Origin of the sequence: Bradyrhizobium sp. 62B (genome assembly GCF_030272265.2) — a bacterium.
Classification (GTDB): Bacteria; Pseudomonadota; Alphaproteobacteria; order Rhizobiales; family Xanthobacteraceae; genus Bradyrhizobium.
Window position 1 is genome coordinate 5,001,545 of sequence record NZ_CP092841.2, and the last position, 14,440, is coordinate 5,015,984.

Here is a 14,440-nt window from a genome sequence, read left to right on the forward strand (position 1 = left end):
GCCGGCCCTGTTTAGCCGCCACCTCGATCGGCTCGCAATAGGCCCGCCGCGCGTCATGAGGACTCCTCTCAGCGTCCTTAACGAGGGTCAGCATCCTTAACGATGGCTATTGCAAGATCGGCGCCAAAACCATACCAAAGCGGCCGAATTCGGCGCCTCGCGTCGGGTTGCCTCAAATCTTCGCAAACCCTGTACATGCGGGCGAGATGCGCCGAATCCTGCTTTCTGCGGCCAAAATCCTGATTTCCGCGGCGCTGCTCTATCTGGCGCTGCGCAAGGTCGATCTGTCCGAACTGTTTTCGCGCTTCACCGTGAGCAGCCTGTTCTGGATCGGCGTGGCGATCGCGGTCACATTCCTTCAGATCTTCGTCGGCGTGCTGCGCTGGCGCGAGATCAGTGCCGTCTGCGGCGCGCCGCTCGAGCTCGGCCGCGCCATGCGCTACAACGTGATCGGCTCGTTCTTCAACCAGACCCTGCCGTCGGCGATCGGCGGCGACGCGGTCCGGCTGTGGCTCGTGGCACGCGCCGGGGCCGGCTGGCGTGCAGCCACCTACTCGATCTTCGTCGACCGCGCGATCGGCCTGATCGCGCTCGCGGTTCTCATCGTCGCGAGCCTGCCCTGGAGCTACACCCTCATCACCGATCCGCACGGACGCTCGGCGCTGCTGCTCGTCGATCTGCTGGCGCTCGCCGGCGGCGTCGGCTTCCTGATCTTCGGTGCGCTGAAATGGCGCTGGCTGAAGACCTGGTGGGCCACGCACCATCTTCACGCCTGCGCGGTGATCGCCAACCGCGTGATCTTCAGCCGCAGCCGCGGGCCGATCATCGCGATCCTGTCGATCCTCGTTCACGTCCTCGCCGTCGTCATCGCCTGGTGCGTGGTGCAGTCGATCGCGGCCCCGGTTCGCTTCAGCGATGTCTTCATGCTCGTGCCGCCGGTGATGCTGATCACGATGATGCCGATCTCGATCGCCGGCTGGGGCGTGCGCGAGGCCACGATGGGCCTGGCATTCGGCTTCGCGGGACTCGCCGCCAATGAGGGCGTCAACGTCTCGCTGCTGTACGGCGCCGTGTTCTTCATCGTCGGCGCGTTCGGCGGCCTGGTCTGGATCCTCAGCGCGGAAAAGGCCGCGCAGGGGGCCACTCCGATCGGGGTGCCGGAGTGACGACGCATGCTTGCGATCCCGTGATGACGATCGGCCTTGTGCTGCTTGCGCTCGCTGCGGCTGCGTTGCTTTCTGCCTTCATCACTTGGCGAAGTATGCCGCTGCTGCAGCGATATTCGCTGGCCCGTCCTAACCATCGCTCCTCGCATCGGATTCCGACACCGCAGGGCGCTGGTATTGCGGTTATCGCTGCAACCCTGGTGGTGGCGTCGTCATTGGCCGCCTGGATGAATACCGCCATTCCGGCAGTGTTGATCGGCTCTACAGTGCTGATTGCACTAGTTGGCCTTGCTGACGATATCAAATCATTGCCGGTGCTGCTCCGGCTTACACTACAGGCGGCAGCCGTCGGAGCTGTCGTATTATCCGCCCCCGAAACCGCTCGGATCGTGCCGTCGCTGCCATTTTCGCTGGAGCGCAGCCTAATCCTGCTTGCCGGCGTGTGGTTCGTAAATCTCATCAACTTCATGGACGGGCTCGACCTGATTACGGTCGCGGAGGTAGTGCCTGTTACCGCGTCCCTTATGATGCTTGGATGGCTTGGCGAGCTGTCTTGGCCAGCTGCGCTAGTCGCCGCAGCGCTGTGCGGGGCGACCCTCGGCTTCGCGCCCTTCAATCGGCCGGTCGCCAAAGTATTTCTTGGAGACGTCGGAAGCCTACCAATTGGTCTGCTGCTCGGCTGGTGTTTGCTGGAACTCGCCTGGCATCGCCAGCCAGCCGCAGCACTGCTGCTGCCTGCCTACTACCTCGTTGACGCTACCGTCACGCTATTTCGACGCATTGCACGTCGCGAACAGTTCTGGACAGCGCACCGCACACATTTTTATCAGCGCGCCACCGACAACGGCTTTACAGTGCCACGGGTGATCGGCGAGGTGTTTGCGCTCAACCTCCTGCTCGCGCTGCTCGCTATAGTGACGGTCCGCAGTACGCTGTTGGCGACTACGGCACTGGCATTGCTGGCTGGAGCGATCGCGATCGGCGTCGTCATCTGGCGCTTCTCTCGGCCTCGCAAGTTCTAACATGCGAGCGCCAGCCGAAGGCCCTCGTCAAGAGACACTTGTGGCTGCCAACCAATACCGAGCGCCTTGGATACGTCGAGCTCGAATGAGCCGATTAGACTATCATGTGCATCCAATCGACCGAAGATATTGAGCAAGAAATTCAACAGCTGCGGCTGCATATAGAACAACCGGGGGCGCTTGCCGGACGCTCCGGCCAAGCGCTGGATCAGTTCGGGCGTCGAGACCTGCTCCTGGTCCGCCAATAGGAAAACCTCGAAATTGCTGGTCGAGCGGGGATCAGCCAATCTCCAAACGATGAAGGAGGCGAGGTTCTGCACCGCGAGAAAGGCCCGCCGATTACGGATCCCGGCGAGCGGCAACGGCAATCCAATCTTTACTGCGCGCGTTAGCAGAGCGAAATTGCCTTTAGCTCCCTCACCATAGATCAGCGGCGGCCTGACCACCGTGATCTTCATTTCGCTGCCGCTCGACAGCCTCCGAAGACCAGATTCAGCCTCTGCCTTAGACATACCGTAGAGACCACTTGGCTTCAGCATGTCATCCTCGCTGAACGGCGGCCGGCCCGCGTTGCAGCGACCATGAACGAGAGCTGTGCTCACGAAGATAAACTGGCGCACGCCGGCCGCCGCCGCGCAACGCGCCAAATGCAGGGTGCCGGCCGTGTTGACGCTGCGATAGAGTCCTTCAGCGTGCTCCTCGTGCTTGTGATGCACGCGCGCGGCAAGATGCACGACGGCATCGACACCCTCGAGCGCGCCCGTCCAATCGGTCTCCGGGCCGATCGTTTCGATCACGACCTCGTCGCCGGTCCCCTCGGGGCTGCGCACCGCGCGGCGAACCGACCATCCCGCGCGCGTGAGCGCGGGCACGACATGACGGCCGACGAAACCGTTCGCCCCCGTCACAAGCACCACTGGTTTCCGCTCGCTCATCCTTGCTCCGCCAGAACAGGGTTGCGCAACAATTCGCCGATCACGCCGGCATAGGCGTTCATCGCGACGGTCCGGTCGAACTGTGCGGCCGCCTTCACCGCGCGTCCCGCCATGGCGTCGGCGTCGGAACGGGACGCCACACGGATCGCGTCCGCCAAAAGATCGGCGCGGCCGGGCTTCACCACCCAGCCGAGTCCGTTCTCCACCACCGTCAGCGCGGCCTCGGCCTCCGGCTCGGAGACCAGCGCCACGGGACGGCCAACCGCCAGCAGATTGTAGAACCGGCTCGGCACCGACACCCCCGCAACGTCCTTCCGGTACGGAATGATCCAGAGATTGGCCGCCGCCAGGAACGCCTCGAGCTCGGCATCCTCGACCCGCGCCACGAAGGTGACATTGGCGAGCTTCGCCTCGGCCTGCAACTGCTTCAGCCGGTCGAAGCCGATGCCCCAGCCCGAGAGCAGAAAATGGATCTCCGGCTGATCCTTCAAGAGGCGCGCCGCCTCGAACACAATCTCGGGATCATGAGTGAAGCCGAGATTGCCCGACAGGCCGACAACGAAGCCCGCCGACAGCGTCTTGCGGAACGGATTTTCCGGTGTGATCGGACGGGCACCGGGCACCAGCGTCGCCCAGTTCGGGATGAAGCGGATCTTGTTCCGCGTCATTCCGGAATAGCTGAGGAGCGGCCGCTCCGCATCGCGACCGATGGTGATGACCGCATTGAGCGCGCGGAACATCAGGCCGTTGGCGGCCCGCATCATCCGCGTCACGAACGAGCCGGGCTTCAGCAGGCCCGCCATCACCAGCACGTCGGGAAAGAGGTCATGCATGATCAGCGCCGAGCGCGCGCCCTTGAGCCTGGCCGCTGCCGCCACCGCGTAGGGCAGCATGAACGGCGCGGTGACCGTGAGCACGACGTCCCCTCGCCTCAGCTGCCGCGTCAATGCGAAGAACGTGCGCGCCGCGAACATGAGCTCGGACATCGCGCGCCGCACTAGTGCCGCCTTGCCGGCCAAGCGGTTCTTGATGGCGACGACGCGCGGCATGCCGGGACCGGTCTGCGAGGCCGGCAACGCGCCCGGCCAGCCCGAGAGCACGAGGACCTCGTGCTCGGCGGCGAGACGGCAGGCGATCTCGGCCATGATCGCCGCCGTCGTGCTGGTATCCGGCGGATAATGCTGGCTCGCGACGACGATCTTGCCGGAAGGCTGCATGGTCAGGCCGCGGTCGACCCGAATTCCGGCACCGCATCTTTCAGGATGGTCCTGATGGTGGCACGGTCCTCGCGCGCGACGGCCTGCTCCAGCGCGGTGATCCATTTGCGCAGCGTCTGCATCGGTGGTTCGTTCGGCTGCGCGGCCATGATGCCGGCAACGCCGATCTCGCGGGTCGGCTCCTCGGAGGCGAACAGGATCTCGTGCAGCCGTTCACCCGGCCGCATGCCCGTGAACACGATCTCGATGTCATAGCCGGGCTGCAGGCCCGAGAGACGGATCATGCGCTCGGCGAGATCGACGATCTTCACCGGCTGACCCATGTTGAGCACATAGACCGCAACGTCGGGACGCTGCGTGCCGAGCGCGTGCGTGGCCGCGGTGATGACGAGATCGCAGGCCTCGCGGATGGTCATGAAGTAGCGGACCATGTCGGGATGCGTCACCGTCACGGGGCCGCCGGCCTCGATCTGGGCCTTGAACTTCGGCACCACCGAGCCGTTCGACGCCAGCACGTTGCCGAACCGGACCGAGATCAATCGCATCGGTGGCCTGGCACCGCCGCTGGCCGCTGCGATGTCGTGATCGAGCGCCTGGCAGTACATCTCGGCGAAACGCTTGGTCAGGCCGAGCATCGACACCGGCTCGATCGCCTTGTCGGTCGAGATCATCACCATGGCTTCGGCGCCGGCACTGTGCGCGGCATCGGCGACATTGATCGAGCCGAAGATGTTGGTCTTGACGCCCTCGCTCCAGTCGCGCTCGAGGATCGGCACATGCTTGAGCGCGGCGGCATGGAACACGATATCGGGCTTGAACTCCGCCATCAGGCGCATGATGCGATCGCGATCCCGAATGTCGGCGATCCGCCCCTCGATCTCGGCAACCGCACCCCGGGCGGCGAGCGCTTCCGTGATCGCATAGAGCGCCGGCTCCGAGTTTTCGACGATCAGGAGCCGCGCGGCGCCGAAGGCGACGACGCGCTCGCAGATCTCCGAACCGATCGAGCCGCCGCCGCCGGTGACGATCACCGCCTTGCCGTTGATCAGGGCCTCCAGGCGGGCATAGTCGATCGTCTCGCTCGGCCGCAGCAGGAGATCCTCGACCGCGACAGCCGTGAGCCGCGGCGTGTCGCCGCTCTCGAGCGAAGGCATCCGGTTGACGATCACACCCAGCTTGCGCGCCCGCATCAGGATCGATTCCGGATGCGCCTCCGGCTCGAACGCCGACGGCGTCATCACGAGGCGCGCGATCGGCTTGTTGCGCTTGGCGAAGTCCGCAATGACGTCCTCGATATCGTCGATGCCGCCCAGCACCGGCAGATTGCGGATGAACTGGCCCCGGTCCGAAAGCGACGGCGACAAGACGCCGACCGGCCAGATGCGCTTGATCGCCCCGCTCTCGATGCCGCGCAGCAGCACCTCCGCATCCGCGGCGCGGCCGATCAGCAGCGTCGGCGCGGCCTCATCGGTCCGCGCATGACGCCGCACCCGCGTATAGCGGAAATAGCGATAGGCCATGCGCAGCGCGCTGAGGAAGGAGATCTCCAGGAACCAGTAGAGGACGATCGTCACCTTGCCGAGGAAGAAGGCGCCGCGAACGTTGGGGGCAACAAAGATGTAGTCGAGGACGAGCAGGGCAACCGTCAGCACGGTCGCAGCGCGAATGATATTCAGCGCGTCGGGCAGCGAGATGAAGCGCCATTTCGTCGTGGTCAGGTTCAAGACGAAGAACACGACCACGCTGAAGGCCAGAAAATAGGGCAGGATCTGGAACAGCAGCGGCAAACGGTCGAAGAAGCCGTCGCCCCCTTCGAATCGCACGTAAAAGGCGGCGAAGAGCGCTGCCGTGGTCGCCAGCAAATCGTGGAGCGCGATCAGGAAATTGCGCAAAGTGAGATGCGAAAGACGCGTCATCCGCCGACCGATGAAAACCCAGTTAGATGCAACCTGCTTGCGCTGATAGCCTATCTGGATCAGACTTGCCAGCCGCGCGGCCGGTCAGGAACCGCTTCCCCCATCTTCGCCTCGCCCCATTCGGCCCGGATCACCATGCCGCCGGCAACGCCGACGCCGATGACGTACATCCAGCCCTCGTGGAAGTCGAACAGATGGGAGTTGAACAGCGAGGTGAAGACGTTCTGCACCACGACCAGGAGCCCGATCCAGTTGGCAAGTCCGTCGCCGCGAAATAACATCAGGTGCAGGATCCAGATCGCATAGAGAACGGCGACGCCGATCACGCCCCATTGCACGGCAACGTTGAGCGTCTGGTTGTGCGGATTGCCGATCACCTCGGCCGAGGCTTTGTTCTGGCCGCCCGGCGCAGCGGCCCTTTCGAACAGGCCGCGCGTCGAGCCCGTGCCGTGCCCGGCGATCGGCGCCTCCGCAAAGAAGCCGAGCGATTTCCGCCAGAATTCGAGCCGCAGGCCCGCCGAGGTGGCCTCGCCCTTCTCGACATAGCGCGTATAGTCGCTGGCAAAGGTGTCAGCAGTCCTGCGCAATTGCGGCGAGGTCTGCCAGGCGATGGCGGCGCCGGCGAGCACGACCGCGGAGATGACGACGATGCTGCGCCATTTGAGGTGGAGCAGCGCGAACACGCCGAACATGATCGGAACGGTGACGAGCGCGGTGCGCGACACGACCACGAAGACCATGTTGACGAAGAAGCTCAGCGCCAACGCGGTCAATAGCCCCGCGAGCAGGTAGCGCCTTTCACGCAACAGCATCACGACCGGATAGGCCAGCGCGACGGCGCAAAGCGCGAATTCCTGGCTCTGGTCGATGTAGTTCTTGACGAAGATGCCGCGTTCGGGCGGATCGGTCTTGAGCGCGAGGTCCGGGTAGAAGGCGACCAGCCAGGACATCACCGACAACAAGGCGCAGGACACCAGGAAGGCGATGAAGATCCAGTGGGCGCGCGGCGACCGCTCGAAATGATAGAGCAGGACCGGCAGCACGAGCAGCTTGATGGTCGGATTGATGGCATAGAAGCGTGCGCCCCAGGTCGCGTCCGACCAGAGTGTCCCTACCAGCGCGAGCAACACCAGCGCGATCGGGGCCGCGCAGATCGGACGCTTCAAGGATTGCAGGAACGCGCGGACGTCGAGGAACGGCACCATGCAGACCAGCATCAGCGCGTTGAATATCCCCGCAAGCGAGGTCGACCAGGGCAGCGAGGCCGCGGTCAGGACCGCGAATATATCGACGGTCTCGCGCCAGGCGGCCGGGCTGCGCAGACGGCGAAGCAGCATTTCGCCGGTCGTCTCGCGTGCGAGCACCGTCACTTGCCCCCTCCCCGGGCGCGGTGGACCAGCGCCGTCGTGCTGAAGCCCTGGAGGATGTCGACCAGCACGACCACCCCGCCCGCTTCCTCGACGACCTCGTGGCCGACCACCTGTTCGCGGGTGTAGTCGCCGCCCTTCACCAGCACGCCGGGCTTGATGCGCTTGATCAGGTCGATCGGGGTGTCCTCTTCGAAGACGACGATGAGATCGACGGCCTCCAACGCCGCGAGCACCTCGGCACGCGCGCGCTCGTCCTGGACCGGCCGCTCGGCGCCCTTGAGCCGCCGCACCGAGGCGTCGCTGTTGAGGCCCACGATCAGGCGATCGCAGGCGGCGCGCGCCGCGGTCAGCACCTTGACGTGGCCGGGATGCAGGATGTCGAAACAGCCATTGGTGAAGCCGACGCGCCGGCCCTGCCTCTTCCATTCGGCGAGCTGGGCGTCGAGCGTATCAAGCTCGAGCACGATCTTTTCCTCGGCCGCGAGGCTGGCATGCGGCAGGATCTTTCGGCGCAGCTCGGCCGCACTCACGCTGGCAGTGCCCTGCTTGCCGACGGCGACCGCGGCCGCGGCGTTGGCGATGCGCAACGCCGTGTCCCAGTCCGCGCCGGCCGCAAGCGACACCGCGAGCGCGGCGGCGACGGTGTCACCGGCACCGGAGACGTCGCGCACCTTCACCGGGAATGCCGGGACGTGAACGGCCTCGCCGCTCCGCGGCACCAGCGTCATGCCGTGCTCGCCCTGGGTGACCAGGATCGCCTCGCAATCGGCTAGCCGCATCACGTCCTCGCTGGCATCGACGATGCTCTGCGGGGTATCGGCGCGACTGCGGGTCGCCTCCGAAAATTCCTTGCGGTTGGGCGTGAGCATCGTGGCGCCGCGATAGATCGCCCAGTTCAGGCTCTTGGGATCGACGATCACGGGCTTGCCAAGCTTTCGCGCGGCGTCGATGGTGTGGCGAATGACGCGCGCCGTCAGCACGCCCTTGGCGTAGTCCGACAGCAGCACGAGGTCGGCGCGCGCGATTCCCGGCAGGATCGCCTCGATCAGCTTCGTCTCGATCTCATCGGATACAGGCGCCGCCTGTTCCCAATCCGCACGCAACATGTGCGTGGAAAAATGCTCGGAGACGAAGCGGACTTTTCGCGTGGTCGGGCGCGAGGGATCGCACACCAGCACGCTTTCGATTGCAGCGAGCTCGTCCAGCGCCGTCTTGAGCCGTGCACCGGCATCGTCCTCGCCGACGAGGCCGACGAAAATGCAGTGCGCGCCGAGAGAAGCGACGTTGCGCGCGACGTTGCCGGCGCCGCCGATATGGATCTCGCTGCGCTGAGCCGTGATGACAGGCGTCGGTGCTTCCGGCGAAATCCGCGAGACCTCGCCATAGACGAACTCGTCCAGCATGATATCGCCGATGCACAGCACCGTGCGGCCTGAGATGGCTTGCGCGAGGGCGTCGAAATCGAGAATGGGCGTCGGCATGGCGTTGGGCGTCAGCGGAAGCGGTCCGGCCGGTCGAGGTAATCCCCGACATAGGCCTTCACCGCGTCCTCGAGCGTCGTGAAGCCGCCGTTATAGCCGGCGCGGTGGAGCCGATCGACCTCGCTCTGGGTAAAATACTGATAGGCCCCGCGGATCTGCTCGGGCATGTCGATATATTCGATGTTGGGCTTGGTGCCGAGCGCCGCATAGGCAGCCAGCATCAGGTCCCTGAAGCTGCGCGCCTTGCCGGTTCCGACGTTGAAGAGGCCGGACACCGACGGCGTCGCGAGCAGCCACATGACGACGCGCACGACGTCATCGACATAGATGAAATCGCGGCGCTGATCGCCGTCGGCGATGCCCTCGCGATGCGACTTGAACAATTGCACGACGCGGCCGGCCTTGACGTCGTCGAAGCGGCGCGCCAGCACGCTCATCATCGAGCCCTTGTGGTATTCGTTGGGGCCGAACACGTTGAAGAATTTCAGGCCGACACATTGCGGCGGCAGCGGATCGCTGTTCGCACCGCGCGCGGCAACCGCAAGATCGAACATGTGCTTGCTCCAGCCGTAGAGATTCATCGGCCGAAGCTTCTTCAATGCGGGGATCGAGGCGTCGTCGTCAAAACCCGTCTCGCCCTCGCCATAGGTCGCCGCCGAGGAGGCGTAGATGAACGGCACCGCGTTCGCTGCGCACCAGTCGAGGAGGCGCATCGACAAGCGGAAATTGGTCTCGAACACGAGGTCGCCGTCGGTCGCGGTGGTCGCGGAAATCGCCCCGAGATGGATCACGGCATCGAGCTTGCGACCCTTCAGCCAGTCCATCAGCTCGGCCGGCGGGACGATATCCACAAGCTGGCGCTTGGCGAGGTTCCGCCACTTGCCATCGCCGCCCAGCAGATCGCAAACCACGACGTCGCTACGGCCCGAATCATTGAGCGCGGCCACGACATTCGACCCGATAAAACCGGCCCCGCCGGTCACCAGCAACATTCCGAAATCCCTGCCCGATTCTTTGCGGCCCAGTCCTGCCGTAGCGCATGAGCCGCCAAAGTGTAAGCGCTTTTGGGATTGAGCGGTTTGCCCGCTTTACCTGCCGGCCGGGAGCGGCTACCGAACCGCCAAAATCATTGCGGCCTCATTTAACGAATGAATCAAAATTCACAATTTAGTGGAGATGCGGACCGGAGCGACACCCGCCCGATTCTGATCATTCCCTATATGTGGATCGGCGATTTCGTCCGGAATCACACAGTCGTACGGGTCCTGAAGCAGCGCTGGCCGAACCGGCCGGTCGATCTCCTCACCACGTCGCTGTGCGCCCCCTTGGTCGATTACATGCCCGGCGTGCGCGAGGGGATCGTCTGGGACCTGCCGCGCGGCCGCCTCGCCGTGGGCCGGCAGCTGGCTTTGGCCAAGCTCCTGCGCGAGCGGAACTACGGTACCGCCCTGGTGCTGCCGCGCACCTGGAAGGCTGCCATCGCGCCTGCCCTGGCCGGTATTCCTGAACGGGTCGGCTTCGTCGGCGAGTTCCGGTTTGGCCTGCTCAACCGCTGGCGCTGGGGCGAAAAGAAACTGCCCCGTTTCATCGACAAGAACGCCGCCCTGGCCCAGCCCGACGGGGCCCCCCTGCCCCCGGAATGGCCGGTGCCTCAATTGCGGGTCTCCCCCGAGGAGATCGTCCGCTGGCGGCAGGCCAACGGTCTCAGCGCCGCAGCCGCGGTGGCGCTCGCCCCTGGCTCGGTAGGGGCCTCAAAACGCTGGACCTACTATCCGGAAGCCGCCCGGCTCCTGGTTGAGCGCGGGCTGGAGGTCTGGGTGGTCGGCGGCCCCGGGGAAAAGGCCCTCGCCCAGGAGATCGTCGCGGCCGGCGGCGCGGGCGTGCGGAACCTCACCGGCAACGACCTGCGCAACGGCGTGCTGGCCATGGCGGCCGCCGGCGCCGCCATCTCCAACGATTCCGGCCTGATGCACATCGCGGCCGCGCTCGGCACGCCGACCATGGGCATCTTCGGCCCGACCAGCCCCTATCTCTGGGCCCCCCTCAACGGCCTCGCCGCGACCGTGGTGCAGGACAAGGAAGCGCTGTCCTGCCAGCCCTGCCAGAGCACGATCTGCAAGATGAACGACCACAGATGCATGCGGAATATCGCAGCGAGCGAGGTGGTAGCGATTGCGCAGCGGGTGCTGAGCGAGGCTGGGGCGAAGGCGGAGAACTGAGCGCCGCTGGCGAACGCGATCCGCATCGCCGCTACGCCAGCACGATCAAGCATGCGCACGCGACAGCTCATATTGAGCCGTCAAAGCGCCAATGGGAATGCTCCATTCCTTGCTGATGGTCCGGATCATATCCAGCGTCAGTGGACGGATGCGATTCAAGACTTCGGACGCCCGATTGCGTCCGATCAGAGCCGCCAATTCTGTCTGCGAGCGCCCCATGGATTCAATTGCGAAATGGAGAACGTCGATGGGATCGCCCCGGGTGGTCGCGAAGTGATTATCCTCGTACGCCTTGATGAGTGAGGACAAAACTTCGAAGCGATCACCGTCAGGCGTGCCGGGAGCGGGCTCGGCCTCGAAATAGCGGGATACTTCACCGATAGCCCAATCGTAATCCTGTTCGTTGCGAAGCGGCCTTACGTCCATCATCACACGGTCTCCGCGTCTATTCCGTCGTACTCTGCATGCGTGCCGACAAACTTGATGAGAGCTGTTTTGAACTTGTAGGAGAAGTGAACCACAAGGCGATACTTGTTGCCGCCAATGTCGAAGACGGCTCTGTTGTCGCCAACAAAGTCGATGTTGTTTCCAAACGCTCTCTTCAGGTCTGCGGGGCCGCTCCAGTCACCCTCGAAACGATTTCGTACCAGGTGCCCAAGGGAGTTTCCGCTTGGGGGTATCGCTCCCAAAAGACCTTGAGCGCCCTTCTAGCTATTACGTTCATAGCCATAGCATGTTCCCAATTCGGGATCAACGCAAAATTCCCAAAGCGGGAACAAACCTCTGGCACCAGCGGCATAAATCCGCAGTTCAGCGCTGTCGCCAATCCATTGATTTCCTTACGGCCGCCTACTGTGCATGGGGTTGTTTTCACAGTTTTTGTTTGCGGGTGAGGGCGGCAGGTCAGAGCAGCGGCCGATAGACCTCCCCGATCCGAGCCGCTTCCGCATCGAGACTGAACTTTGCGAGCACCCGCGCCCGCCCCCGCTCGCCCATCATTGTGGCCGCAGCGACGTCGCGCATCAGCGGCTCCAATGCCGCCGCCAATGCATCGGCATCGCCTGTCGGGATCAGCACGCCGGTGACACCATCCTCGACCACGAGTTCGGCCGCGCCGGCGCGCGCGGCGACGAGCGCGCTGCCGGCCGCCATCGCCTCGATCAGTGTCAGGCCAAAACCTTCGTTGCGCGAGGTGAAGGCGTAGATCGTCAGCCGCTGATACCAGCGCTGTACATCTTCGATCGGCAGCTCGCCGGTGATGACGATGCGCGATTGCAGGCCGGCGGCCTCGATCCGCTTTTTCAGATTGTTGGCAAAGGGCATCTGCTCCGCCGTGACCTGACCGACGATGACGGCGGTGAAATCCGGATGGCGCGGCAACAGGCGGCACATCGCATCGACGAACAGATCGGTGCCCTTCTGCGCACGCACGCGGCCGAAGCAGCCGATGGCGTAGCGGCCCGGCAGCGCGGCTTCCGCGAAGGCCGCCGCGCGATCGACCGGCGGCGCGTAGACGTCGGTGTCGACGCCGTGCGGGATCACCGTCGCCTTCACCTTCAGGAACGAGGCCGAGAGATCCGACGTCGCGATGATCGCGTCCATGCGCCGGATCAGCCAGCGCGTGATCCAGCTATGGTGCCGCTGCGCCGCCGAGGTGAACACGAGCTTCAGCGGCCAGCCGAGCGCGCGCAATGCAACGCCGGCAATCATCTCGTTGTTGCGCCGTGCGTGCCAGATCAATGGTTGCTTGCGGCGCCATAGCTTGAGAAAATCGGCAACGCCGAGGCGCGCGATGCCCGCCGGCGCGTCGGAGCCGAACCAGGCGGCGCGATACAATTTCGCCAGCCGCGGCGCCACCATCCGGTTGGTCGCGGTGACCCCGGAATAGCGCCTGTGCAGATTTGGCACGATCACTTCGAGATCGCCGGGGGAATTGGCCACGTCACGCTCCGTTTGACAGGCCCCCTATACGCAACATTAAGCATAGTGACCAGTTCGGCCGCCCCGATACCCCCTCTTCACCACGCAGACGTTAGCTTGCAGCGTTGATCGAAGACGGGTGAGATCATGACTGTGCTAGTCACCGGCGGCGCCGGCTACATCGGAAGTCACACGGTCCTCGCGCTGGCGGAAGCCGGCGAAGACGTCGTCGTGATCGACGATCTCTCGACCGGATTTTCCGCGTACCTACCTGAGGGCGTGCCGCTGTTCATTGGCGATGCAGGCGACGAGAACCTGCTCGAAGGCGTGATCGCCCAGCACAACATCGAAAGCATCATCCATTTCGCCGGCTCCGTCGTCGTGCCGGATTCGATGCGCGACCCGCTCGGCTATTACCGCAACAACTTCATGACCGCGCGCAACCTGCTCAACGTCGCGGTCAAGCGCGGCATCAATCGCTTCATCTTCTCCTCGACCGCCGCCGTCTATGGCAATCCGGACCAGGTCCCGGTGCCCGAGCACGCGCCGACGCGGCCGCTGTCGCCTTACGGCTCGTCGAAGCTGATGACCGAGATCATGCTGCACGACGTCGCCGCCGCCTACGGCATGCAGTACGTGACCTTGCGCTATTTCAACGTCGCCGGCGCCGATCCGCACGCCCGCATCGGGCTGGCCACCGTCGGCGCGACGCATCTGCTCAAGATCGCGGTGGAAGCCGCGACCGGCCAGCGCGCCAAGATCGACGTATTCGGCACCGACTATCCGACGCCCGACGGCAGCTGCATCCGCGACTTCATCCACGTCACGGACCTCTCGCAGGCGCATCGCTCGGCCCTTGCGTATTTGCGCAATGGCGGCGCCTCGACGACGCTGAATTGCGGCTATGGCCGCGGCTATTCGGTGCTGGAGACCATCGACGCCGTGCGCCGGGTGTCGGGCCGCAGCTTCGCCGTGCAGTACGCGCCGCGCCGCCCCGGCGACATCATGACCATGGTCGCCGACACCAGCCGCATCCGTGGCCTGCTGGACTGGAAGCCGCAATACGAGGACCTCGAGACCATTGCCGCCCATGCTCTGGCGTGGGAGGACAAGCTGTTCCACGAGCGCCATGGCGAGCTTCGCCACGCCGCCTCGGCCTAGAATCATCCCCAGCGCAAGCCCTTAATTGGGCTT

Annotated in this window: 12 protein-coding genes and 1 pseudogene; 4 read left to right on the forward strand and 9 right to left on the reverse strand. The window is 64.6% G+C overall.

Annotated features, from left to right (window positions below; translation table 11 throughout):
- Window positions 1-206 precede the first annotated feature (206 nt).
- Together ML401_RS23850 and ML401_RS23855 are read left to right on the forward strand one after the other, a co-directional pair.
- On the forward strand, window positions 207-1,166 hold the full coding sequence (locus ML401_RS23850; protein WP_194403319.1) for a lysylphosphatidylglycerol synthase transmembrane domain-containing protein: 960 nt from the start codon (window positions 207-209) through the stop codon (window positions 1,164-1,166).
- 23 nt (window positions 1,167-1,189) lie between these two features.
- Window positions 1,190-2,188 (forward strand): glycosyltransferase family 4 protein, encoded by a 999-nt coding sequence (locus ML401_RS23855; RefSeq protein WP_285807110.1) that lies wholly within the window; start codon window positions 1,190-1,192, stop codon window positions 2,186-2,188.
- Here ML401_RS23855 and ML401_RS23860 read toward each other — a convergent pair.
- From ML401_RS23860 to rfaD, 6 genes are read right to left on the reverse strand one after another with little or no spacing between them, the layout of a single operon-like run.
- Window positions 2,185-3,123, reverse strand: a complete 939-nt coding sequence (locus ML401_RS23860; protein WP_285807111.1) for an NAD-dependent epimerase/dehydratase family protein — start codon at window positions 3,121-3,123, stop codon at window positions 2,185-2,187. The two genes, ML401_RS23855 and ML401_RS23860, sit on opposite strands and share 4 nt — an antisense overlap.
- Window positions 3,120-4,340 (reverse strand): glycosyltransferase family 4 protein, encoded by a 1,221-nt coding sequence (locus ML401_RS23865; RefSeq protein ID WP_285807112.1) that lies wholly within the window; start codon window positions 4,338-4,340, stop codon window positions 3,120-3,122. Before ML401_RS23865 ends, ML401_RS23860 begins: the two co-directional genes overlap by 4 nt.
- Before the next feature lie 2 nt (window positions 4,341-4,342).
- The gene (locus ML401_RS23870) at window positions 4,343-6,256 is read right to left on the reverse strand and encodes a nucleoside-diphosphate sugar epimerase/dehydratase (protein WP_194403322.1); all 1,914 of its coding nucleotides are present in this window, start codon (window positions 6,254-6,256) and stop codon (window positions 4,343-4,345) included.
- A 59-nt stretch (window positions 6,257-6,315) separates the two neighbouring features.
- Window positions 6,316-7,626 carry an O-antigen ligase gene (locus ML401_RS23875; protein WP_285807113.1) on the reverse strand — a complete coding sequence of 437 codons (1,311 nt, stop codon included), beginning with the start codon at window positions 7,624-7,626 and terminating at the stop codon, window positions 6,316-6,318.
- Complete coding sequence (gene rfaE1 / locus ML401_RS23880) at window positions 7,623-9,107, reverse strand: D-glycero-beta-D-manno-heptose-7-phosphate kinase (RefSeq protein WP_285807114.1); 1,485 nt, start codon at window positions 9,105-9,107, stop codon at window positions 7,623-7,625. The genes ML401_RS23875 and rfaE1 overlap by 4 nt, the downstream gene beginning before the upstream one ends.
- Window positions 9,108-9,118: 11 nt before the next feature.
- Complete coding sequence (gene rfaD / locus ML401_RS23885; RefSeq protein ID WP_285807115.1) at window positions 9,119-10,099, reverse strand: ADP-glyceromanno-heptose 6-epimerase; 981 nt, start codon at window positions 10,097-10,099, stop codon at window positions 9,119-9,121.
- Between the two features lie 156 nt (window positions 10,100-10,255).
- Between rfaD and waaF the strand changes: the two genes are divergently transcribed.
- Entirely contained in the window at window positions 10,256-11,326 is a 1,071-nt protein-coding gene (waaF, locus tag ML401_RS23890; RefSeq protein ID WP_285807116.1) for a lipopolysaccharide heptosyltransferase II, read from the forward strand.
- Between the two features lie 45 nt (window positions 11,327-11,371).
- Here waaF and ML401_RS23895 read toward each other — a convergent pair whose 3' ends face one another.
- From ML401_RS23895 to ML401_RS23905, 3 genes and pseudogenes are all read right to left on the reverse strand, one after another.
- Window positions 11,372-11,755 carry an XRE family transcriptional regulator gene (locus ML401_RS23895; RefSeq protein ID WP_310473294.1) on the reverse strand — a complete coding sequence of 128 codons (384 nt, stop codon included), beginning with the start codon at window positions 11,753-11,755 and terminating at the stop codon, window positions 11,372-11,374.
- Window positions 11,755-12,050 (reverse strand): annotated as a pseudogene (locus tag ML401_RS23900) (type II toxin-antitoxin system HigB family toxin). The gene ML401_RS23895 and the pseudogene ML401_RS23900 overlap by 1 nt, the downstream one beginning before the upstream one ends.
- A 179-nt stretch (window positions 12,051-12,229) precedes the next feature.
- The gene (locus tag ML401_RS23905; RefSeq protein WP_285807117.1) at window positions 12,230-13,267 is read right to left on the reverse strand and encodes a glycosyltransferase family 4 protein; all 1,038 of its coding nucleotides are present in this window, start codon (window positions 13,265-13,267) and stop codon (window positions 12,230-12,232) included.
- 126 nt (window positions 13,268-13,393) lie between these two features.
- On the opposite strand from ML401_RS23905, the gene galE reads away from it, so the two are divergent.
- Window positions 13,394-14,407 (forward strand): UDP-glucose 4-epimerase GalE, encoded by a 1,014-nt coding sequence (galE, locus tag ML401_RS23910; RefSeq protein WP_259214385.1) that lies wholly within the window; start codon window positions 13,394-13,396, stop codon window positions 14,405-14,407.
- The last annotated feature ends 33 nt before the right edge of the window (window positions 14,408-14,440 follow it).